This window comes from Nocardioides sp. Root151 (assembly GCF_001427925.1).
Taxonomy (GTDB): Bacteria; Actinomycetota; Actinomycetes; order Propionibacteriales; family Nocardioidaceae; genus Nocardioides.
In genome coordinates this window covers 981,186-1,001,774 of sequence record NZ_LMGG01000001.1, presented here as the reverse complement: position 1 = coordinate 1,001,774, position 20,589 = coordinate 981,186, and the positions used below count along the sequence as shown (strand labels likewise).

18 protein-coding genes are annotated in these 20,589 nt (G+C 68.9%); 8 read left to right on the top strand and 10 right to left on the bottom strand.

The genetic code is table 11. The features are described 5' to 3' along the window. Positions 1-11: 11 nt before the first annotated feature. Positions 12-806, bottom strand: coding sequence for an enoyl-CoA hydratase-related protein (locus tag ASD66_RS04730; protein ID WP_056687849.1), 795 nt, complete (start codon positions 804-806; stop codon positions 12-14). Between the two features lie 196 nt (positions 807-1,002). Between ASD66_RS04730 and ASD66_RS04725 the strand changes: the two genes are divergently transcribed. Genes ASD66_RS04725 through ASD66_RS04715 form a run of 3 tightly spaced genes read left to right on the top strand, consistent with a single transcriptional unit; the run spans position 1,003 to position 4,452 of the window. Continuing rightward, positions 1,003-2,160, top strand: a complete 1,158-nt coding sequence (locus tag ASD66_RS04725; RefSeq protein ID WP_200949865.1) for a 2-hydroxyacyl-CoA dehydratase subunit D — start codon at positions 1,003-1,005, stop codon at positions 2,158-2,160. A gap of 34 nt (positions 2,161-2,194) precedes the next feature. Continuing rightward, entirely contained in the window at positions 2,195-3,526 is a 1,332-nt protein-coding gene (locus ASD66_RS04720) for a 2-hydroxyacyl-CoA dehydratase subunit D (RefSeq protein ID WP_056890171.1), read from the top strand. Beyond that, on the top strand, positions 3,523-4,452 hold the full coding sequence (locus ASD66_RS04715; protein ID WP_056687854.1) for an acyl-CoA dehydratase activase: 930 nt from the start codon (positions 3,523-3,525) through the stop codon (positions 4,450-4,452). Before ASD66_RS04720 ends, ASD66_RS04715 begins: the two co-directional genes overlap by 4 nt. A gap of 233 nt (positions 4,453-4,685) precedes the next feature. Here the strand turns inward: ASD66_RS04715 and ASD66_RS04710 are convergent, their stop codons facing one another. After that, a complete protein-coding gene (locus tag ASD66_RS04710) occupies positions 4,686-6,347 on the bottom strand; it encodes an AMP-binding protein (RefSeq protein ID WP_200949864.1) in 1,662 nt (553 codons plus the stop codon). Between the two features lie 114 nt (positions 6,348-6,461). Here ASD66_RS04710 and ASD66_RS04705 point away from each other — a divergent pair, with 114 nt between their 5' ends. Beyond that, complete coding sequence (locus ASD66_RS04705) at positions 6,462-7,253, top strand: SDR family NAD(P)-dependent oxidoreductase (RefSeq protein WP_056890170.1); 792 nt, start codon at positions 6,462-6,464, stop codon at positions 7,251-7,253. Then, positions 7,250-8,062, top strand: coding sequence for a PaaI family thioesterase (locus ASD66_RS04700; RefSeq protein ID WP_082599321.1), 813 nt, complete (start codon positions 7,250-7,252; stop codon positions 8,060-8,062). Before ASD66_RS04705 ends, ASD66_RS04700 begins: the two co-directional genes overlap by 4 nt. Before the next feature lie 42 nt (positions 8,063-8,104). On the opposite strand, the gene ASD66_RS04695 is transcribed toward ASD66_RS04700, so the two are convergent. Together ASD66_RS04695 and ASD66_RS04690 are read right to left on the bottom strand one after the other, a co-directional pair. Continuing rightward, on the bottom strand, positions 8,105-9,214 hold the full coding sequence (locus ASD66_RS04695) for an NAD(P)H-dependent flavin oxidoreductase (RefSeq protein ID WP_082599320.1): 1,110 nt from the start codon (positions 9,212-9,214) through the stop codon (positions 8,105-8,107). Beyond that, a complete protein-coding gene (locus tag ASD66_RS04690) occupies positions 9,211-10,380 on the bottom strand; it encodes an acyl-CoA dehydrogenase family protein (RefSeq protein WP_056890168.1) in 1,170 nt (389 codons plus the stop codon). The genes ASD66_RS04695 and ASD66_RS04690 overlap by 4 nt, the downstream gene beginning before the upstream one ends. Before the next feature lie 123 nt (positions 10,381-10,503). On the opposite strand from ASD66_RS04690, the gene ASD66_RS04685 reads away from it, so the two are divergent. Together ASD66_RS04685 and ASD66_RS04680 are read left to right on the top strand one after the other, a co-directional pair. Next, a complete protein-coding gene (locus tag ASD66_RS04685; RefSeq protein ID WP_162251047.1) occupies positions 10,504-11,373 on the top strand; it encodes a PaaX family transcriptional regulator C-terminal domain-containing protein in 870 nt (289 codons plus the stop codon). Positions 11,374-11,454: 81 nt separating this feature from the next. Continuing rightward, positions 11,455-13,146 carry an AMP-binding protein gene (locus tag ASD66_RS04680; protein ID WP_056688233.1) on the top strand — a complete coding sequence of 564 codons (1,692 nt, stop codon included), beginning with the start codon at positions 11,455-11,457 and terminating at the stop codon, positions 13,144-13,146. Between the two features lie 10 nt (positions 13,147-13,156). On the opposite strand, the gene ASD66_RS04675 is transcribed toward ASD66_RS04680, so the two are convergent. Further along, entirely contained in the window at positions 13,157-13,663 is a 507-nt protein-coding gene (locus ASD66_RS04675; protein ID WP_056687870.1) for a thioesterase family protein, read from the bottom strand. 158 nt (positions 13,664-13,821) lie between these two features. Between ASD66_RS04675 and ASD66_RS04670 the strand changes: the two genes are divergently transcribed. Then, positions 13,822-14,283 carry a MaoC family dehydratase gene (locus ASD66_RS04670; RefSeq protein WP_056688235.1) on the top strand — a complete coding sequence of 154 codons (462 nt, stop codon included), beginning with the start codon at positions 13,822-13,824 and terminating at the stop codon, positions 14,281-14,283. Here the strand turns inward: ASD66_RS04670 and ASD66_RS04665 are convergent. From ASD66_RS04665 to ASD66_RS04645, 5 genes are read right to left on the bottom strand one after another with little or no spacing between them, the layout of a single operon-like run. Further along, positions 14,268-15,107 carry a tyrosine-protein phosphatase gene (locus ASD66_RS04665; protein WP_056687875.1) on the bottom strand — a complete coding sequence of 280 codons (840 nt, stop codon included), beginning with the start codon at positions 15,105-15,107 and terminating at the stop codon, positions 14,268-14,270. The genes ASD66_RS04670 and ASD66_RS04665 overlap by 16 nt on opposite strands. After that, entirely contained in the window at positions 15,100-16,206 is a 1,107-nt protein-coding gene (locus tag ASD66_RS04660) for a Zn-dependent alcohol dehydrogenase (RefSeq protein WP_056687878.1), read from the bottom strand. Before ASD66_RS04660 ends, ASD66_RS04665 begins: the two co-directional genes overlap by 8 nt. An 18-nt stretch (positions 16,207-16,224) precedes the next feature. Next, positions 16,225-17,655, bottom strand: a complete 1,431-nt coding sequence (locus tag ASD66_RS04655) for an aldehyde dehydrogenase family protein (protein WP_056687881.1) — start codon at positions 17,653-17,655, stop codon at positions 16,225-16,227. An 18-nt stretch (positions 17,656-17,673) separates the two neighbouring features. Beyond that, the gene (locus ASD66_RS04650) at positions 17,674-18,906 is read right to left on the bottom strand and encodes an NAD(P)/FAD-dependent oxidoreductase (protein WP_056688238.1); all 1,233 of its coding nucleotides are present in this window, start codon (positions 18,904-18,906) and stop codon (positions 17,674-17,676) included. Beyond that, a complete protein-coding gene (locus tag ASD66_RS04645; RefSeq protein ID WP_056890167.1) occupies positions 18,903-20,504 on the bottom strand; it encodes a pyruvate, phosphate dikinase in 1,602 nt (533 codons plus the stop codon). The genes ASD66_RS04650 and ASD66_RS04645 overlap by 4 nt, the downstream gene beginning before the upstream one ends. Positions 20,505-20,589: the final 85 nt, after the last annotated feature.

Here is a 20,589-nt window from a genome sequence, read left to right as displayed (position 1 = left end):
TCCCGGACCCGTCAGTTGCCGCGGTAGGCGGAGAAGTCGGGCTGGCGCTTCTCGTTGAACGCCGTGATGCCCTCCTTTGCCTCAGGGGTCTCGCCGAACATCTTCAACGTCGTGATCGCCATGTTGCCGATGCTGACGAAGTGCTCGGTGTCGCTGTTGAACGACTGCTTGAGCACCTTCAGCGCGGTGGGGGAGTAGGAGTTCATCGTGTCCGCCCAGGCGCGGACCTCGGTCATCAGGTCGGCGGCCGGCACGACCTTGTTGACCAGGCCCCAGTCCTCGGCCTCCTTTGCGGAGAGACGGCGGAGCATGAACCAGATCTCGCGGGCGCGCTTCTCGCCGATCACGCGGGCCAGGTAGCCCGAGCCGAGGCCGGCGTCGAAGCTGCCGACGCGAGGACCGTTCTGGCCGAAGGTCGCGGTGTCGGCGGCGATGGTCAGGTCGGCGAGCACGTGCAGCACGTGGCCGCCACCGATGGCGATGCCGTTGACGGCGGCGATCACGGGCTTGGGGATGTCGCGCATGACGCGGTGCAGCGCCTCGACCTCGAACAGGCCGCTCACGGACGGGCCGTAGTCGCCGGTCTCCGCGCGCTGCTTCTGGTCCCCGCCGGAGCAGAAGGCCTTCTCGCCGGCACCTGTGAGGCAGACGGTGCCGACCTCGTTGCTGCCCCAGGCGCGCTTGAACGCCAGGACCAGCTCGTCGACCGTCTGCGCGCGGAAGGCGTTGTAGCGCTCCGGCCGGTTGATGGTGATCGTGGCGAGGCCGTTCTCGACCTCGTAGGTGATGTCGGTGAAGTCGTCCATGAGGTGTCGCTGTCCTCTCTCGGGGTGCGGGCAGGCTTTGGCCTGACCATTTGCAGAATAGCCCTGAGAACGATCGTTCACAACCCCTGGTCCGGCAATGCCTCTGTGGCGGCCGCTCTTCCCGGGATGCATCATTTGTTGTACAGTATTGGGAACTCGCTTACAGAATACGTAGAACATCCCACAGGAGAGTGACATGACCGTCCCAGCCATGGAGCGCCTGGTCCGGGCGGCTCGCGACACACGCGGGTACGTCGCGGCCTGGCGTGCGGCACACCCCGACGGCAAGGTCCTCGGCGTCATGCCGATGAACTTCCCCCGCGAACTCGCCCACGCCGCCGGGCTGTTGCCGGTGATCGTCCCGGACGACCAGGAGCCGGTGACCGAGGGACGCGCCCTGCTTCCTGAGTTCTACTGCGGCTTCACCCGCAACCTGGCCGACCAGGTGGCCACCGGTCGCCTCGACCTCTACGACGCCGTCTTCATGGCCGACCACTGCATCCAGCTGGTCGGCGCGGCTGACGTCGCCCGTCAGCTGCAGCCGGAGACCCCGGTCTTCTTCGGGATGCTCGCCACCTCCCTGAGCGATGCCTGGGCCGGGCAGAAGGTCGCCGAGATGATGAACACCTTCCGCGAGGAGGTCGAGGCACTCTCGGGGTCGAAGGTGACCGACGAGTCGCTGAGGGCCAGCATCGCGGCGTACAACGCCGACCGGCGGGCCCTGCGGCAGATCTTCGACGAGCGTACGGCGGGCAGCACCGCCTGGGCGCCCACCGAGCTCCAGGACCTGGTCGCCTCGGCGATGGTGATGGACCCGGTCGAGCACCTCGCACTCCTGGAGCTGGCCCGGGCCGAGAAGGTCGGCCAGCCGCGCGACGAGCGCGTGCGGGTTCACCTCTCCGGCCACATGTGCCACGCCCCGCGTCGCGAGCTGCTCCAGGTGATCGAGGACAGCGGCGCGCTCGTGGTCGACGACGACCTCTGGACGGGGCGGCGCTTCCTGTCCACCGACGTGGACGAGGTCCTCGAGCCGATGGAGGCCATCGGCCACTGGTACACCTCCCGCAACGGCAACCTGCCCTGCCCGACCCGCGTGCAGCACGACGCCGACTGGGACACCTGGCTCGTGGAGTCGACGGAGCGCAGTGGTGCGGAGGCAGTGATCCACCTGATGCCGAAGTTCTGCGAGCCGCACATGCTGCTCTACCCCGAGCTCCGCAAGCGCCTCGACGCCGAGGGCATCGCGCAGCTGCTGATCGAGACCGAGCACGAGGGCATTCCGCTCGAGGCCTTCCGGACCAGGGTCGAGGCCCTCGTCGAACGTGTGCTGCGCAAGCGGCCGGCGTACGCCTGATCCACCACCTACTGCATGGAAGAGGGAACGCACGATGACTGTGACCGCACCTGACCGCACCAACCGCCTCGCGATCACTCGCGCTGGCGGCCAGCTCATCACCGACTACTGGGAGAAGCTCTTCACCGCACGCGACGAGGGAAAGCAGATCGTCTGGTACAACGGTGGCGCGCTCAACCCGATCTTCCAGGCCGCGGGTGTCGCGTGGTGCCACGGCGAGGCGTTCTCCGCCCGTCTGGCCGCGCAGCAGATGGAGGGGCCGGCCCAGCTGGCCGGCGCCGAGTACGGCTACAGCTCCGAGCTCTGCTCCTACTCGCGCACCCACCTCGGCTGCTCCGTCCTCACCGTGCAGGGTGAGGGCGACGGCAGTGGTGTCGTCGGCATGCACGACCAGAAGGAGTTGGCTGCCCGCCTGCCCCGCCCGGACTTCTTCGTCAACAACTATGCGGGCTGCAGCACCGGCCAGCAGTGGGACGAGGTGTCCTACCGCGTGTTCGGCAAGGAGGTCCCGATCTTCAACGTCTCGCACCCGTTCCTCTGGGGAAACAAGCCCGACGCGGGCTACCTCAAGGGCGAGGAGTGGGAGGCCGCCTCGAAGTACGTCGCCGACCAGTTGCGCGAGCTGATCAGCTGGCTCGAGTTCCAGACCGGGCGGCCCTTCGACTGGGACGCACTCAGTGAGTCGATGTTCTACATCAAGCAGGCCGCCGAGCTGCGCCGGGAAGGCCTCGACCTCTGCAAGCAGAAGCCGGCACCCGCGACCTTCTGGGACTGGATCGCCTCGGTCGCACCGATCAACTTCCTTCCCGGGGACCAGGCGCTGGTCGACTACTTCGCCGGCGTACGCGACGAGATCCAGGGCCGCATCGACACCGGCGTCCAGGCGGTCGAGGGGGAGAAGTACCGCATCTACTTCGACGGCATCATGAACTGGAACAAGCTCGGCTTCCTGTCCCGCAAGTTCGCCGAGCACGGCGCATCGGTGGTGGCCGGTCGCTACATCCAGAACGCCTTCTGGCAGGAGCCGCAGCTCCTCAACCCGTCCGACCCGCTCCTCGGCATGGCACAGCACTACCTGCTCTGCCCGACCAACCACGGCACCCGGACGCTGGACCACCTGACGCTCAAGGACTGCGCCGACTACCAGGTCGACGGGATCGCGTTCCACTCCACGCGCACCTGCCGCGCCTTCACCGGACCGCAGCGCCTGCTCGCCGCCTCGGCCGAGAAGAACCTCGGGATCCCCTCGATGTTCTTCGAGGGCGACGTCGCGGACGCCTCCTTCTACAAGGACGAGATCCTCGAGAGCCGCCTCGCGGCGATGCTCGAGGTGATCGACGTACGCCGTGAGCGTGGGTCGATGTGACCACTCGCCACTACCTCGGGGTCGACCTCGGTTCCACGACCGCCAAGGCCGTCGTCATCGACGGCCTTGGCGGCATTGCCGCGTCGAGCACCATCGCGATGGGCGCGGTGAGCCGACGCGGCATGCAGCGGGCGATCGATGCCGCGCTGGAGTCCGCGGGCCTCGAGACTGCGGAGCTCTCAGGCACGGTGTCGACGGGGTACGGCCGCAAGCTCGTGCCCGGGGTGCAGCGCACCTTCACGGAGATCACCTGCCATGCGCGGGGAACCTCCGAGATGGTGCCCGGAGTGAGACTGGTCATCGACGTCGGGGGCCAGGACAGCAAGGCGATCACCGTCGGTTCGGACGGCCTGGTTGACGAGTTCGCGATGAACGACCGCTGTGCCAGCGGCACCGGCCGTTTCTACGAGGTGCTGGCCCGCGCCCTGGAGTGCGAGATCGACGATCTGGGTGCGTTGGCCATGCAGGGCAACGACGATCTCGAGATCAGCACCATGTGCGCGACCTTCGCCGAGACCGAGATCGTCTCGCTGATGGCGCAGGACCTGCCGGTGGCCGACATCGCCTCCTCCGTGCACCGTGCGATCGCAGCGCGAACACTCGCCCTGGTGGCGCAGGTCGGGAAGCGCACACCGGTGGTGCTCACCGGTGGTGTGGCGCGCAATCCGGCGGCCGTGCACTTCCTCTCGCGTGCCCTCCGGGTCGAGGTCGGGGTGCCGGAGCAGCCGCAGATCACCGGAGCGTACGGCGCCGCGCTGCTTGCGTTGGAGGCCGACCAGCGGGGTCGGCCCGTGCAGGACGTGGCCGGCGCCGATCACCTCTTTCCGCGTACGTCGCACGACGAGCCCGGCCACTCCTGCGCCGGGTGTGACGGCAACCTGGCCGGGCCTGTCGACCTCGGCGCCTCCATCGCGGTTCGTCGCTGAGCCCGTCGAGGCGATCCTCGATGCCTCGGAACAGCCCGACGTCACCGCCACCGACACGGTCGGCGTTGAATGAACGTTTGTTCAAGAACACGTCTTGAACAAACGTTCATTCAACGTGGATCACACCTCAGGCGTAGGGCCTGCGCTGGTGGATCCGCTGAGTCGCGCCAGAGGCACCCGCCGTCGCTGGGAGCTACACGTTGGCGCTGTGAGCTACGCGTGCGCGCCCTGAGCTACGCGTCGGCGGGAGCGCTCGTCGACGTACGGACCTCGTCGAAGGTCACCGACCCCTCGACGATCTGGTCGCGCAGCACGAACTTCTGGATTTTGCCGGTCGGTGTCATCGGCAGGTCGGTGACGAACTTCCAGAAGACGGGCGTCTTGTGCGGCGCGATCTGCTGGCGCAGGAAGTCGGTGAGCTCGGCGACCGTGGGTTGCTGGCTGCCGTGCCTGATCTTGAGGAAGGCACTGACCTGCTCGCCCCACTTCTCGTCGGGCGCGCCCACGACGGCCGCCGTCTCGATGGCCGGGTGGTCCTGCAGGGCTGCCTCGATCTCAGCGGGGTAGAGATTGATGCCGCCACGGATGATCATGTCCTTGACCCGTCCGGTGACCTTGAGGAAGCCACGGGCGTCCATCTTCCCGATGTCCCCCATGTGAAGCCAGCCCTCGTCGTCGATGGTCCGGGCCGTCTCCTCGGGCATGTTGTAGTACTCGAGCATGTTCTGGTAGCCGCGCACGCAGATCTCCCCGGCGATCTCGAGAGCCGCGGGGGCACCGGTGAGGGGGTCGGCGATCTTCATCTCCAGCTGCGGGAGCGGTTGGCCGACGGTGTCGGACTGGTCCTCGGGAGAGTCGGTGACGCGCGTCTGTGAGACGACGCCGTGCGCCTCCGTCTGCCCGAAGAGGATGCTGAACTGGCAGTGCAGCCGAGCCATGGTCTTGCGGACCAGAGCGGCGGGGACGGCTGCCGCGCCGCTGAGGATGGTCTGGAGGCTCGACATGTCCCGCCGGTCAAGCTCGGGGTGGTCGAGCATCGCGATGAGCATGGTCGGCACGACCAGGGTGTGCGTGCCCCGGTAGGTCTCGAACGCCTCGATCAGTTGGCCGGGATCGAAACCGGGAAGGATCACGAACGTGCCGCGCTTGGCCCAGGCCCCGAACGAGGTCACTGCACCACCGCCGATGTGGTACATCGGCATCGCGTTGATGTAGACGCCTCCGTCGGACATGCCGGCCCGCTCGGCGACGAACGTCGCTTCGTTGACCAGGCCCATGTGGTGCAGGACGGCGCCCTTGGGGAAGCCGGTCGTGCCCGAGGTGTACTGCACCTGCACGACGTCCCGCGGCGCAATGGCGGGCAGCGCGGTGGACGGGCTGCCCGAGGCGAGGAACTCGTCCCACTCCGAGAAAGGGTGGATGCCGCGCAGGTGGGGGAGTCCGGAGCTCATCTCGTCGACCATGCCGCGCATGTCGAAGTCCCGGTGCGTGTCGACCAGGAAGACCGCCACGGACTCCGACTGGGAGAGGACGAACTGCATCTCGCGGGCGCGGTACGCCGGGTTCAGCGCGACCAGCACCATCCCGGCCATGGCGATGCCCTGCTGGAGCACGATCCACTCCGCGCTGTTGGGTGCCCAGATCGCGATCCTGTCCCCGGGCTGGTAGCGGGCCAGCAGTGCCCTGGCGACGTCCTCGATGTCGCTGAGGAACTCGGCGTACGTCCACTCCTTGCGGGCGTCGGCGTCCGGCACGCAGTTCACCAGGGCGAGTCGATCGGGCACGGTCGTCGCCGCGTGACGGATCACGTCGCAGACGGTGACCTCGCGGACCTCGCCGGGCTCGGCCGGCCAATAGGACTCCGTCAGATTCATGCGTGCGGTGCCATCGGTCATGTCGCGCTCCAGAAGTCGGTCGTGTGATGCGTGCCACCTGCACGGTAGATCGAAAACGTGCGACACTCAAGAGAACTCAGTTTCCAATAATGTAGTACCCCACAGGAGGAGCCCATGAACGCCAGGCCTCTGGTCCGCACTCACTCAGAACAGGCGGTCCTGGTCGCCGGTGGTACGTCGGGCGTCGGCCTGGCCAGTGCCGAAGCGTTCCTCGATGCCGGCGTACGGCGGATTGCGCTCCTGGGCCGGTCCCAGGAGCGCGGTACGCGTGCCCGGGCGACTCTCCTCGAGCGCTGTCCCGACGCGCAGGTCGAGTTCCTGTCGGTCGACGCCGGCGACGTCGACCTGGTGCAGGAGGCAGTCGCAGAAGTGCACCGGAGGCTCGGTGGTCTCGACGTCCTCGTCAGTTCGGTGACCACGGCGTACCGGCCCGAACTGCTGCATCGCACCGACCCCCTCGACATCGCGGGGATTCTTTCCGGGCAGGCGGTCCCGCCCATGCTGCTGACCCGTGCTGTCTTGCCGTTCATGCGTGAGCAGGGTGGTGGCAGCATCATCAACATCGCCTCCGACGCGGCCAAGGTGGCCACTCCCGGTGAGTCAGTGCTGGGTGCGGCGATGGCGGCGATCGTGATGTTCAGCCGGGTCGCCGCGATCGAGGCCAAGCGGGACGGCGTGCGGGTGAATGTGCTGACGCCCTCCCTGATCGCCGGAACGGCCACCGCTAAGAACGTGCTCAGCGACGGCTTCAGCAAGAAGCTCTTCGAGAAGGCGGCCGAGCAGGCCCACCTCGGAGTGGCGGAGCCCGAGGACCTGGCTGCCATGGTGGTCTTCCTCGCCGGCCCCGGCGCCGCGCGGGTCACCGGTCAGGCGATCAGCGTGAATGGTGGGATCTCGGCAGCATGAGGGCAGGAGTGAGCGTCGCCGACGGCGTGAACGCATTGAGTGCCATCCAGTTCGTCCTCTCCGGACCGACGAAGCTCTTCGGAGCAGGCCCTTGGCAGGACGGCGACACCGTGCGGGGCGTGATGCCCGCCGATCGCTTGTTCCCGGGGGCTGACGGTCGGCCGGCAGTCGGATCCCTCGGCGTACTGGTCGACGAGGTGGTCGGCTACTCGATCATCGGCAGCCTCCCCGAGGGTGCGTGGACCGTCAGTACCGAGATCTGGATCGACATCGTCCGCCCACTTGCCGATGCCGAAGGTGAGCTGAGTGCGTCGGCGCGCAGCATCGCGCCCGGATCCTTCGCGACCGGTGAGCTGATCGATGCTTCGGGAAACTTGATCGCCGAGTGTCGTGAGCGTGGTCGGGAGATTGCCGATCCGCCGGACTTCGCCGTGGCCCGGACTGATTTCGCCTTCGATGGCGCGGTCGACCTCGACCAGGACCTCAGTGGTGTGCTCTCCCTGCGCGAAATGGGGGAGGGCTGGGTGCTTCCCGTCGTGCCACGCTGGGAGAACCCACGCGGCGTACTGCACGGCGGCATTTCCCTCGCGGCCAGCGAGGCGGCCGCCACGGCCTCGAGGGTCGAGGCGGGCAGCGACCTGGCCACCTCGTCCCTGCACATCGTCCACACCCGCGCTGTGCCGAGCGGCGTGGACCTGGAGCTGCGTACGACGACCCGCCACGCGGGCCGCACCCTCTGGGTCACCGACGTCGACGCGGTGTGGAACGGCAAGGTCTGCGCGACCACCCGGGTCAGCGCCCAGGCCTGAGCCTGACCGTCACTGGGACGGTCAGGCTCTCCGTGCGCTTTGTCAGGCGACGACCATGTCCCGAGTGAGGGCTCGCAGGATGTCGGCCGCCTCGCGTGCGGTCCGGGGCACGAACTCGGCGACGTCCACGAGGTCGTGGATCGCGGAGGCCACCTGTCCGGTGAGGACCAGGCTGTTCTCGACGTCTCCCTCGGTCTGGGCCCGCTGCATCGACTCGATCTTGTGGCGCACCAGGCTCACGGCATCGACCTCACCGAGCTTCGCGCCCTCGAGAAGTTCGCGCGACGCCGTGTTCCTGAGTCCCCGGCACGGTCCGTAGACCCCGTTGAACGCGACGTCGTCGCCCTCCTTCGCGTCGAGGAGGGCCTGCAGGTACGCCGGGTGCCAGTCGCTGTTGTCGTGGGTCGTGATGAACCGGGTGCCCATGGCGACGCCGTCGGCGCCCATCGCGAGGGCGGCGGCCAGGCCTCGCCCGTCGCGTGCACCGCCGGTGAGCAGCACCGGTACGTCCACCGCCTCGGTGATGCTGGGGACCAGGACGAACGTGTGCACGGCGGCGCTGGGTGCGTGCCCGCCCATCTCGAACCCGGCGGCGATGACCACGTCGACGCCGGCCTCGGCGGCCTTCACGGCCTGGCGGGTCGATCCGACCTTGTGCTGGTGCACCACACCGGCGTCCTTCAGCATCCCGATGTAGGGGCCGGGGAACCCGGCGGAGGTGGTCACCACTCGGAGCCGCGCGGCGATGGAGCTGTCCGCGGCGCGGGCCTCCAGGGCGGTGCGGACGTAGATGTCGGTGAACGGCAGGACGTCGCCGTTGGCGTCCACTCCGATCGGGATGTTGACCGCGAACGCCTGTTCGGTCAGCGAGGCGCACTCCTCGATGTGCTCGCGGAAGGTGCGGGCACCGGCGGCCAGGTCCTCGGGCATGCCTGGCATGGAGACCGTGCCGAGGCCTCCGGCGTTGGAGACCGCCGCGGCAAGGCGCGGCGTACGGAACGGTCCGAGGCCTTCCTGCACGATCGGATGGTCGACGCCGACGAGCCGGGTCCACCGGTTGGCCAGTGGGGCGGTGGTGGCCGGTGGCGCGGGTGGTGCAGCGGGCGGCGCGGTGGGCTGGGCGGTGGGCTGCGCCGTCGGTGACGAGGTCATGAGGTTTCCTTTGTGTAGGGGACGAAGTCGCGGCCGAACCGCTCGCGGGCGATGATGATCTTCTGGATCTGGGCAGTGCCGTCGGCGATCTCCACGGCCATCACGTCGCGGAGTCGTTGCTCCAGCCCCATCTCTGTGGCGTAGCCGTAGTGGCCGTGCAGCAGCAGGCATTCCTTGACCGCGGCGCTGGCCATCTTGGGTCCGAACCACTTGGACATGGCGGCCTCGGCGGTGTGCTTCTCGCCGGCCGTACGCCGCGACAGGGTCGAGTAGCAGAGCAGTCGTGCGGCCTCCAAGGTTGTGCTGTGCTCGGCGAGTGGGAACGAGACGCCTTCGTAGCGCGACAGCGGCTGGCCGAAGGCGTGGCGGTCGCGGACGTAGCGGGCGGTCAGGTCCACCGCGGCCTGGGCTGCGCCGATGCCGGTGAGCGCCAGCAGGGGGCGGGTGAAGTCGAAGCCGCCGAGGACGCTGCGGAAGGCGCTTCCCTCCGCTCCGACGAGGGCCTCGGCGGGGACGTGGACGTCGTCGAAGAAGATCGTGCCGCGGCCCATCGGTCGCCAGCCGGTGTCCGACATGGTGCTCTTGGTGATCCCGGCGGCCTCCAGGTCGACGAGGAACGTCGAGACCCCGACGTCCTCCCCGTCGCGCAGGGTGCGGGCGACCACGATCATCGCCTCGGCCTGGGCGAGCATGGTGATCGAGGTCTTCTCGCCATTGAGCAGGTAGCCGCCGTCATGGGCCGTGGCCGTGGTCCGGATCGCCGTGGCGTCCGACCCCGCGTGCGGCTCGGTGAGCGCGAATGCGACGTAGGTGTCGCCGGAGGTCAGCGGAGGCAGCCAGCGCTTCCGCATCGCGTCGTCGCCGTGCTGCGCGATGAGCGACGTCATGAGCAGCACCGGGATGACGGCGTTCGCGACGTTGAAGTCGGCGTACGCGAGCTCTTCCACCGCGAGGCCGACGGCGACGTAGTCCTCGGTGTCGAGCGGGTTGTGGTCGGGCCCGGCCAGCAAGGAGAGGACTCCGAGCTCGCCGACCTGTCTGTGCTGCTTCCACGGGAAGTCGTCGGCCTGCGCGCGGGTCAGGTATCCGCTGGCCAGCTCGTCGCGGGCGAACCTGCGCACGGACTCCCGGATCGCCAGCTGGTCGTCGCTCGGTGCGTGGTCCATCGGCTCCTCCAAAGATTGACATTCAATGTAACTCGATCACGATTCACGTAGAATCTAAACCTCGGGTCCGCATCGGGCAAGGGCAGATGGCTAGGCTGCCGTCCGGACGCAGGAGGAATGCACATGCCGACACCGTCATCGACGGCACCGCTCGTCGGGCGATCGCCATTGCTCCGGGCCGAGGGCGAGAGCCTGGCGCCCGGAAGTGCGCGCTCCCTGCTCGTCACGATCCTCGGTGAGCTGGTCTGGCCCACCGGCGAACCGGTGTGGACCTCCACACTGGTGCGGCTCCTGCGTGGCCTCGGCATCGAGGAGCAGACCGCTCGCCAGGCCATCGCACGAGGCGCACAGTCGGGCTGGATGGTCCCGGAGCGACGCGGCCGCGAGGTCAGCTGGTCGCTCGGGCCGCGGCTCGAGCACATCTTCGAGGTCGGCTCGAAGCGCGTCTTCTCACTCAGCGACCCGTTCGAGGACTGGCCGGGCACCTGGCTCTCGGTCCTGGTCACCATCCCCTCGACGCACCGTCGTACCCGCCGGCCGCTGTACGCCGGACTCACCTGGGCAGGCTTCGGGAACCCCGTCCCCGGACTCTGGCTCAGCCCGCACGTGGAGCGCGTCGACGAGGTGCGCGAGCTGATCGCCGAACTCGACCTGCACGAACACACCATCTCGCTCGTGGGCAGGACCGACGAGGTGGGCATCGGGGAGTTGGAGATCGTCTCTCGGGGGTGGGACCTCGCTGCCCTCGAAGAGCACTACCGGATGGTGCTCAAGGCGATCGGCACGCTGGACCCGAAGCCGGGCGAGGACACCATGTTCGCCTTCCTCCGCATGATCAGCGAGTGGCAGGAGCTGCCCCGCACAGACCCGCAGCTGCCCGAGGCGCTGCTGCCCGACTGGATCGGCCGCCGTGTGGCACGGGAGATCGAGGAGCGCCGCGCCAAGTGGACACCGTCGGTGCGGGCCCTGTTCTCGGAGATCAACGGATCCTGAAGTCGGGGCGACTGTCGAGGTCCACACCGCTGCATGCTGGTCACGGTGGAGCCGGGCGCCCGACCTGCGCAGACTCGCAGGGTGACTCCTCCAAGGTTCGACCCCACAGCCGAAGACTTCGACGTCGAGACCCTGCGTGCGCGCCGCGCCGACAGGCGCTGGAACAGGATGTCAGTGGGCGACATCCTCGAGCGGGTCACCTGGAGCACGCCTGACAAGACCGCTCTGGTCGGCTGGGACGGGGCGTACGGCGACCCGCGGTTCGCCCGGATGACCTACCGCGAAGCAGACGAGGCCGCCAACCAGGTGGCACATGCACTGCTCGGCGAAGGCCTCGAGCCCGGTGACCGGGTCCTGCTCTACTGCGACAACTCCGTCGAGGCGATCGTCCTGTTCTTCGGCATCGCCAAGGCCGGGATGGTCGCGGTGCCGGTCAACTCGCTGCTCGCGGACGACGTACTCGCCCATGTCCTCGACCACGTCGAGGTCTCACTCGTCGTCGCCGATGCCGGACTGGCGGCTCGAGGTGACGCGGTGTTCGCGGCGCGGGGCCTGCGCCCGGCGGTCAGCATCCCCATCGGAGGGGAGACTCCGGCCGGAAGCACTGAGTTCGCCGACTGGATCGGCGACCGGCCGACCGAAGAGGTCGACGTGACCATCCACGGCGACGACATCTGGGCCCTGCTGTTCACCTCGGGCACGACCTCGATGCCCAAGGCGTCGATGACGGCGCACTCCTACTCCTATCTGAGTGCGTACTCCTACGCGATGTCGCTGACGCGCGGGCTCGCCCACGAGACCGACCTCGTGCTCGCGACGTTCCTGCCGATCGTCTACCACTGCGGGCACAACTCGACCGTGATGCCTGCGATGCTCAGCGGCGGCACCGTCGTGATCGGCCGCCGACCGGATGCCGAGGGGCTGGCGGCGGCGGTCACCCGCGAGAAGGTCACCGCCGTCTGGGCCGGCTCACCGCTGTGGGTCGGCAAGCTGGTCGAGGCCGCCGAGGCCGACCCTGCCGGAGTCGACCTCTCCTCACTCACCGTCGTGATGTTCTCGTGGGGCGCGATGACCCCGGATCTCTTTCCCCGCTTGAAGACCGCGGCGGGTGGTGACGTCGCGATGCTCGAGGTCTTCGGCCAGACCGAGTCCCAGTCGTGCTTCCGGTTCTGGCCCGACGCCCAGCCCGGGAGGGCGGCGGAGTCGTTCCAGGGCGTCAACCATGTCGGCCTCCCGACGCCCTTGCTCGCCGCCGACGTGCACGACCCGTCCGGTACGTCGCTCGCCGGCACGGTCGGCGCAGCAGGCGAAGCCGTCTATCGGAGCCCGATGATCACTGCCGGCTACTACCGCAACCTCGAGGCCACCCGAGAAGCGTTCCGGGACGGCTGGTTCCACTCCGGTGACAGCTGCGCCTACGTCGCCGAGGGTGACCGTGCGCAGGTGATGGTCGACCGGCTCAAGGACGTCGTGAAGTCGGGTGGGGAGAACGTCTCCAGCATCCGGGTCGAGGGCGTGCTCGCCGGTCACCCCGCCGTGGGTCGCGTTGCCGTGGTCGGCGTACCGGATGACACGTGGGGTGAGCTGGTCACGGCCGTGGTGATCCCCGCCGAGGGGGCCGCGGTCAACGAGCGGGACCTCATCGCCTGGGCACGTCAGCGACTGGCCGGCTACGAGACGCCCAAGCGGGTCGTCGTCATGGCCGCGATGCCCGAGACGGTCGGCGGCAAGGTGCGCAAGCACGAGCTGCGGGCCCAGCTCGCGGCTGGCTGACGCCGGTCCTTCAGGACCGCAGGCCCATCGAGCCGGACAGGGGAATCGGCCAGGTGACCTGCGCAGCCTCTGCGACCCAGCCGTCGATCGCCGCGGACACGTCCTCGGGGAAGTCGACCGGCCGACGGGTGTCCATCCCCACGTGCACGAGCACGATCTCGACGGTGCAGGCCAGCACCTCGCGGTCGCGATCGACCAGGAACGCCAGCACGTGGCCGGCCTTGCGCGAGCGCCCGAGGAGCAGGGTGTGCACGGAGAACTTGCCGCCCTCGTGCATCTCGCTGAAGTAGCGGATGTGGTGCTCCGCGGTGAACACGCCCATCCGGCGCTGCGCCCGGTAGTCGTCGTCGATGCCCACCCGCCGGCAGATGACATCGGCGCTCGTGGCGCAGTAGTCGAGGTAGTGGCGGATGTTCATGTGCCCGTTGACGTCGATGAAATCGGGGGAGACCTCGCCGGACAGCAGGGGCTCGAGCTCGAGGACCTGTGCGTACGACGGCAGTGCGGGTTTGCTCATGGGGCCAACGTAAGACGTCGGAGCCTTCCCGGTCCTCTCGTCCCACGCGCCGCGCTGTCGATCGCGACAGGCGGAAGGTCCTGTCCCGGTTGACCAGCGGTGTCGGCAGTGATGGTCTCGCCACAACGCTGGACGAGTCGAACGAGGAGCAGGACCTGATGACGCTTGAGATCACGGTGGCCGAGCTGGCCGAGGCGAAGGACCTGGACCTGGGCTCCTCGCCCTGGCGCAGGCTCGAGCAGACCCGCATCGACACCTTCGCCGACGCGACCGACGACCACCAGTGGATCCACGTCGACCCGGAGCGGGCGGCAGACGGGCCGTTCGGCGGCACCATCGCGCACGGGTACCTGACGCTCTCCCTCGTGCCGTCGATGCTCAAGCAGCTGATGACCATCACCGATCACGGGCGCGGCACCAACTACGGCCTCGAGAAGGTGCGGTTCACCGCACCCGTGCCCGTTGACGCCGAGATTCGGCTGAGCGCCTCGATCCCCGAAGGCACTCGTCGGCCGGACGGCGGTGTGCAGTACCGCGTGGCCCTCACGATCGAGATCAACGGCCAGGAGCGCCCCGCGATGGTCGGCGAGTCCGTCTACCTCACCTACGCCGCCGGCTGAGTCGGCTCCACCAGAAGCGCGGCACGCAGTGCCGGCACCACATCAGGGTTCATCCCGGCCGCGACGAGGTACGCCACTGGGCCGCCGTACTCCTCGTCCAGATGGGCGAGAGCCCTGCGCATGCTCTCGGCCGGCGTCTCGAACACCACCCGCACGGCGTCCGGGTCGACGCCTGCCTCGCGGATCATGGAGGCGTAGGCGTCCACCCGGTTCGGCCGGAGCACCTGCGTGTAGGCGTAGTCGGTGACCGTCACCTCGCGGGGGACACCGAGCAGCTCCAACACGAGCCCGATCATCAGCCCGGTCCGGTCCTTGCCGGCGGTGCAGTGGATCAGTGCGGGCAACTGGCCATCGTCGGCGAGGGTCGAGATCGCCTGCGCGAACGTGGTCCCGGTCCGGTCGATCGTGCCCTTGTAGAACTCGGCGAGGTCCTCGGCATCGAACTTCGTGAGCTCGCCGGCCAGGATCCTGAGGACGATGCCGGTGTCCTTGCCCTCGCCTCCCTCGGCGAAGACGAAACGCCGGGCCTGGCCGCCGGTGGCCTCGGGCCAGGCAGAGGGAGTCGACTCGAACTCGCGGTCGGAGCGGAGATCGAGAACCGTACGCACGCCCAACCCACGGAACAGTTCGGCATGGATCGGATCGTAGGCGCCGTGCAGGGCGTTCAGGACGTCGTCCGAGGCGCGGGCCAGGACCTCGGCGCGGTAGAGCCGGCCGTGGGCGACGACCTTTCCGTCATCGGTCGGCAGGCCGCCCAGGTCGCGCAGGTTCGTGGTGCCCGGCAGAGGCAGGTGGGTCGCAGCAGACTCGTGGGTCTCAGGCATCGTTGCCCGCTGCGGACTCGGTTCCGGTGGCGGTCAGGATGGTGCGCACGACGTCTCCGGACTGTTGGCGCTTGACCACGTCGTTGATCTCGCTCAGGTCGACCACGTCGTCGATGAGTTTCTCGACCGGCAACCGCCCACTGCGCCACAGTCCGACCAGAGTCGGCAGGTCGCGGTGCATCGAGATGCCGCCGTGGAAGCTGCCGGTGATGCGCTTGTCGTCGTGGAAGAGCTCGTAGGCGTTGATCTCGACCGTCTGGTCGGGACGGCCGGCACCGACCACGGTGATGGTGCCACCGCGACGGGTGGCACGCCAGGCGGCCTGCACGGTGGTGGGGTTGCCGACGGCGTCGATGACCACGTCGAGGTCGGAGAGCTCCTCCAGCTGCTCCGGGGCGATGGTCCGGGTGGCACCCAGCTCGATGGCCTTGTCCCGCCGGCTCTGCATCGGGTCCACGGCGATCAGCTCCGCTGCGCCGGCGACCACGGCTCCCATCACGGCATTCAGGCCGACCGCACCGCAACCGATCACGGCCACGGCGTCCCCGGGCTGGACCTTCGCGCTGCGCAGCGCCGCCCCGGCACCGGTCGGCACCGCACAGCCCATCATCGCGGCCACCGGGAACGGCACGTCGGCATCGATCGGCACCACGGCGTTCGCGGGCACCACGGTCCGTTCGGAGAAGGTGGCGGTGGCCATGCCCTGATGGATGGGCATCCCGTCCACGGAGAGTGGCGAGGTGACAGGGGTGCCGCGTCCGGCGCGGGCGTCCGCCGAGGAACGACGGTTGGCGCACAGGTAGTCATCACCGCGCCGACACGGAGTGCAGTGCCCGCACGGCGGGACCCATGCCACGACCACGTGCTGGCCGGGCTCGATGTGCTTCACACCTGCGCCGATCTCGGTCACGATCCCGGCACCCTCATGACCCAGGACCACGGGCACCGGTTGGCCGAAGCCCGTCGTGAGGGACAGATCGGATGCGCACACGCCGCACGCGTGGAGCTCGACGCTCACCTGGCCCGGGCCAGGGGCGGCGATCTCCACCTCGGCGATCTCGAACGGCTTCCCGGCTTCCCACATCACTGCGGCTCTCATGGCTGCTCCCTCTGCGCGTCAGGCTTGGTAATGGATGGACGTATAGGTCAGATAGGCCTCGAGGCCCTCGGCGCCGAACTCGGTGCCGAGACCGCTGTCCTTGTGCCCACCGAAGGGGGCGGCCGCATTCGACCCGTAGTGGTTGATGCCGACGTTGCCGGTGGACAGACGATCGGCCACGCCGGTGGCCCGGTCGAGGTCACTGCTGAAGACCGTTGCGGCGAGGCCGTACGGCGAGTCGTTGGCGATCGCGACCGCGTCGTCGACGTCGCGGTAGGGGATCACGGCAAGGGCCGGCCCGAAGATCTCCTCCTGGGCGATGCGCATGCCGTTGTCGACGTCACGGAAGACGGTCGGCTCCACGTAGTACCCCTTCGCGAAGCCCGTGGCGGCTCGTCCGCCGATGACGGCCTTGGCGCCTTCGGCGGCAGCGATCTCGTAGTAGTCGAGGACGCGTGTGCGTTGTCGGGCGGAGACCAGCGGGCCGAAGAAGGTGTCGGGGTCGAAGGGGTCGCCCAGCTTCGCGCCGGAGATCACGTCGGCGGCCAGGTCGACGTACTCGTCGTACCGGGAGCTGGGCACCAGCAGGCGGGTGCAGGCCTTGCAGGTCTGGCCGGTGTTGCGCATGGCGACCTTGAGCAGGTGCTGCTCGATCACGGACGGGTCGGCGTCGTCGAGCACGATTGCGGGGGACTTGCCGCCGAGTTCCAGGGTGACCGCCTTGAGCTGATGCCCACAGGAGGCGCCGATGGAGCGCCCGGCGGCGGTCGATCCGGTGAAGGAGACCTTGTCGACGCCAGCATGCTCGACCAGGGCCTGCCCGGTCTCGACACCGCCGGTGACGAGGTTGACGACCCCGTCGGGAATGCCCGCGGCGCCCACGCACTCCATCAGGAGTCGGGTGGCCAGCGGAGTCTCGGGCGCGGGCTTGATCACCACGGTGCAGCCCGCGAGCAGCGCGGGGGCCAGCTTGATGATGACCAGGCCCAGGGGAAAGTTCCAGGGCGTGATGAGTGCGGCCACGCCCACCGGCACGCGCTTGACCACCGAATGCCCGGGAGCCATCGGGTTGGGGCGGTCGTCCAGCCCGCTGAGCAGGGAAGCCAACTCCGCAGTCACGCGCAGATGGGCAGCGGCGTGCTTCGGTGCCCCGGAGCTCTCGGACACCGGGGTGCCGTTCTCGGTGGTGATCAGGCGGGTCAGGTCCTCGCTGCGACGGGAGATCTCGTCGGCCAAGCGCTCAAGGGCCGCGGCACGCTCCTCCGCGTTGAGACTGCGCCAGGCCGGAAGGGCTGCGCGGGCAGCATCGACCGCGGCGTCGACATCCTGGACGTCTGCGTCGGGCACGGAGGCGATGAACTCCTCGGTGGCGGGGTTGATGACGTCATGGCGTTGCTGGGAATGGGCCTGGACCCATCGGCCGGCAACGTAGATGTCGTCGTGGCGCATCGGATTCTCCTCGGCTGGTCAGACGGTCACAGCAGGCACGGGCGAGCGTTCGTTGCGCTTGCTCGCGAGCTCGAGGGCGTCCTGCCAGGTGGCCCCGCGGGCGATGAGTGTGCGGTATTTCATGATGTCGCCGCGCCGGTTCATGGCCAGGGCACCGACCAGGCGCTCTCCCTGGCGATAGAGCGCGACGAAGGCCTCGGCGTCCCAGGTGCCGGTGACCACCTCAGGCTCCCCCTCCGGGAGGCCAGCCATCTGGATCCACTGGCCGTACCACTCGGACCAGAAGTAGGGCACGTGCTCGTACGGCGTGGGCTCGCTCGGCTGCAACAGGTTCTGCATTGCGTGGGCACCCTGTTCCCCGGCGTTGGTCCAGTGCTCCAGCCGCAGGTGGCGGTCGAAGAGCGAGCTGTGCCACCGGGCGACGTCGCCCGCAACCCACACGTTGTGGCCCGCCAAGAGATTCGCGTCGGTGACGACCCCGTTGTCGATGGTCAGTGACGAGGACTCGAGCCAGTCCGTCACCGGCTCCGCGCCGATGCCCACCACGACCAGGTCCGCCGGGACGATGGAGCCGTCGCTGAGCCGGACGGCCTCGACCCGGTCGGTTCCGACAACTGCTTCCACCGAGACGTCGCAGCGCAGGTCGGTGCCGTGGCGCGCATGCAGTGCGGACAGGCTGGCGCCTGCGGTCTCCCCGACCGCTCGGGTCAGGGGAATCGTCATCGCCTCCACGACCGTCACCGGCAGGTGCCGGCGGCGGGCAGCAGAGGCCACTTCGGCCCCGATGAAGCCCGCGCCGACCACCACCGTCCTGGCACCTCGGTCCAGGGCAGAGCGCACGGCGAGCGAGTCTTCGAGCGTGCGCAGGCAGTGGACGCCGGCCATGCTGTCCGTACCGGGCAGCCGTCGGGGTCGGGCGCCGGTGGCGATCAGCACGGCGTCGTACGAGAGCTGCTGTTCGCCGACCGTGAGCCGGCGGGCCTGCACATCGAGTGCTGTGGCCGGTGTGCCCAGCAGGCACTCGACATTCAGTTCGTGCAGGTCGGCGGCGCCGGGTAGGGCCGGCGTGCTGGGCTCCTTCTCGACGTGGAGCATCTCCTTGGACAGCGGCGGCCGGTCATAGGGGAGGTGCTCCTCGGCGCCGACCAGGGTCAGGCGTCCGGCGAAGCCGAGTTGGCGCGCAGTCTGGACGGCGCGAAGCCCGGCAAGCGATGCGCCGACCACGACGACGTGATCCGCGTTCGGCCTCATGGCGTCACCGTGGCCGACTCCTCGTGCGCGGCCCACTCCTCGAGCTGGGCGAGCTCCGGGAAGTGGCGGGCCGGGGCCTCCTCATTCGGGTCCGGAGCCGAGTGGTGGCCCTTCCAGACCTTGCCACTGGTGCCGTCGATGGTGATGACGTCGCCGGCGCGGACCCGCAGGCCCGAGGCCGACGTGAACTCGTCCTGTCCGAGCACCAGGTCGGCCACCCCGACGACGGCAGGGATGGACCATCCGCGAGCCACCACGGCGGCATGGCTGACCAGCCCGCCGGTGGTGGTCAGGATCCCCACGGACGCGGCCATTCCGGCCACGTCCTCGGGGCTGGTGTCCCGGCGTACGAGGATCACGTCCTCCTCCGCGTCGAGCGCGTCGAGCGGGTTGAGGACCACCTTGCCGGAGACGAACCCGGGTGAGGCGCCGAGGCCGTGTCCGAGCAGGTGCTCGTCGTCGACGGCGTCCCCCGACGCTGCGGCCAACTCCTGGCGGGCGGCGGCCCGGACGGCGGGTGACACGCGGAGGAGCGCCTCCGACCTGGACAGCAAGATGTGAGGATCGGAGACCATCTCCACGGCGATTCGGACCGCCGCCGTGGGACAGCGCTTGCCGATGCGGGTCTGCAGCAGCCAGAGGCGGCCGTCCTCGACGGTGAACTCCACGTCGCAGACATCGGCGTAGTGCGCCTCGAGGCGACGCAGCACCTCGAACAACTCCTCCGCGGCTGCTGGTTGGTGGACTGCCATCTCGGCGATCGGCATGGTCTTGCGGATGCCGGCGACCACGTCCTCGCCCTGTGCGCGGAGGAGGAAGTCACCATAGGGGCAGTTCTCGCCGGTGGAGGGGTTCCGGCTGAAGACCACCCCGGTCCCGGAGTCCTCGCCCCGGTTGCCGAAGACCATGGCCTGGACGTTGACCGCCGTGCCCAGGTCGCCGTCAATGCCTTCCTTGGCCCGGAAGGCGCGGGCCCGATCGGAGTCCCAGGAGCGGAACACGGCCTCCACGGCCTCCTTGAGCTGCACGGTCGGGTCCTCGGGGACGGGGCGACCGGCCAGCTCCAGGATGCGCTCCTTGAGGCGCTCGTTCTGGGCCTTCAACTCCTCGACGCGGTCCGTCCTCAGCGGGGGCTCCAGCTCGTCCGGAGCGACGCCCATCACCGTGGTGGCGTACATGGTGAGGAAGCGGTTGTAGGTGTCCCAGGCGAACCGCTCGTCCCGTGCCTTCGCGGCCAGGCCGACCACGGTCTCGCTGTTGAGGCCGAGGTTGAGGACGGTGTCCATCATTCCCGGCATCGAAACCGGGGCCCCACTGCGCACGGCCAGCAGGAGGGGGTCCCCCTGGTCGCCGAAGTTGCGCCGCATCCGCTCACCCAGGTGGCGAAGGTGGTCGTCGATCTCGGCGTCCAGGTCGCTCGGCCAGCCCCCGGAGGCGTAGTCCCGGCACACCGGGACGCTGATGGTGAAGCCGGGCGGAACAGCGAGGCCCAGGGCGGAGCTCATCTCCGCCAGGCCGGCGCCCTTGCCGCCGAGCAGACCTGCCAGTTCGGCTGGCGCACGGCCGTGGTCGTGGTCGAAGGCGAAGATCTTGGGCATTGCCACTCCAAATGGTCAGACCGAACGTGGATGTGGCGAACCTAACAACGAAGTCGACCGGTGCGGAAGGGTTCATCACCCGCTC

Excerpts from the sequence above, each read along its gene's own strand:
- ASD66_RS04730 (WP_056687849.1), bottom strand. The coding sequence starts at position 806 with ATGGACGACTTCACCGACATCACCTACGAGGTCGAGAACGGCCTCGCC.
- ASD66_RS04690 (WP_056890168.1), bottom strand. The coding sequence starts at position 10,380 with ATGGACCACGCACCGAGCGACGACCAGCTGGCGATCCGGGAGTCCGTG.
- ASD66_RS04645 (WP_056890167.1), bottom strand. The coding sequence starts at position 20,504 with ATGCCCAAGATCTTCGCCTTCGACCACGACCACGGCCGTGCGCCAGCC.
- ASD66_RS04655 (WP_056687881.1), bottom strand. The coding sequence starts at position 17,655 with ATGCGCCACGACGACATCTACGTTGCCGGCCGATGGGTCCAGGCCCAT.
- ASD66_RS04725 (WP_200949865.1), top strand. The coding sequence starts at position 1,003 with ATGACCGTCCCAGCCATGGAGCGCCTGGTCCGGGCGGCTCGCGACACA.
- ASD66_RS04710 (WP_200949864.1), bottom strand. The coding sequence starts at position 6,347 with ATGACCGATGGCACCGCACGCATGAATCTGACGGAGTCCTATTGGCCG.
- ASD66_RS04665 (WP_056687875.1), bottom strand. The coding sequence starts at position 15,107 with ATGCCTGAGACCCACGAGTCTGCTGCGACCCACCTGCCTCTGCCGGGC.
- ASD66_RS04675 (WP_056687870.1), bottom strand. The coding sequence starts at position 13,663 with ATGAGCAAACCCGCACTGCCGTCGTACGCACAGGTCCTCGAGCTCGAG.
- ASD66_RS04670 (WP_056688235.1), top strand. The coding sequence starts at position 13,822 with ATGACGCTTGAGATCACGGTGGCCGAGCTGGCCGAGGCGAAGGACCTG.
- ASD66_RS04660 (WP_056687878.1), bottom strand. The coding sequence starts at position 16,206 with ATGAGAGCCGCAGTGATGTGGGAAGCCGGGAAGCCGTTCGAGATCGCC.
- ASD66_RS04705 (WP_056890170.1), top strand. The coding sequence starts at position 6,462 with ATGAACGCCAGGCCTCTGGTCCGCACTCACTCAGAACAGGCGGTCCTG.
- ASD66_RS04650 (WP_056688238.1), bottom strand. The coding sequence starts at position 18,906 with ATGAGGCCGAACGCGGATCACGTCGTCGTGGTCGGCGCATCGCTTGCC.
- ASD66_RS04720 (WP_056890171.1), top strand. The coding sequence starts at position 2,195 with ATGACTGTGACCGCACCTGACCGCACCAACCGCCTCGCGATCACTCGC.
- ASD66_RS04695 (WP_082599320.1), bottom strand. The coding sequence starts at position 9,214 with ATGACCTCGTCACCGACGGCGCAGCCCACCGCCCAGCCCACCGCGCCG.
- ASD66_RS04700 (WP_082599321.1), top strand. The coding sequence starts at position 7,250 with ATGAGGGCAGGAGTGAGCGTCGCCGACGGCGTGAACGCATTGAGTGCC.
- ASD66_RS04685 (WP_162251047.1), top strand. The coding sequence starts at position 10,504 with ATGCCGACACCGTCATCGACGGCACCGCTCGTCGGGCGATCGCCATTG.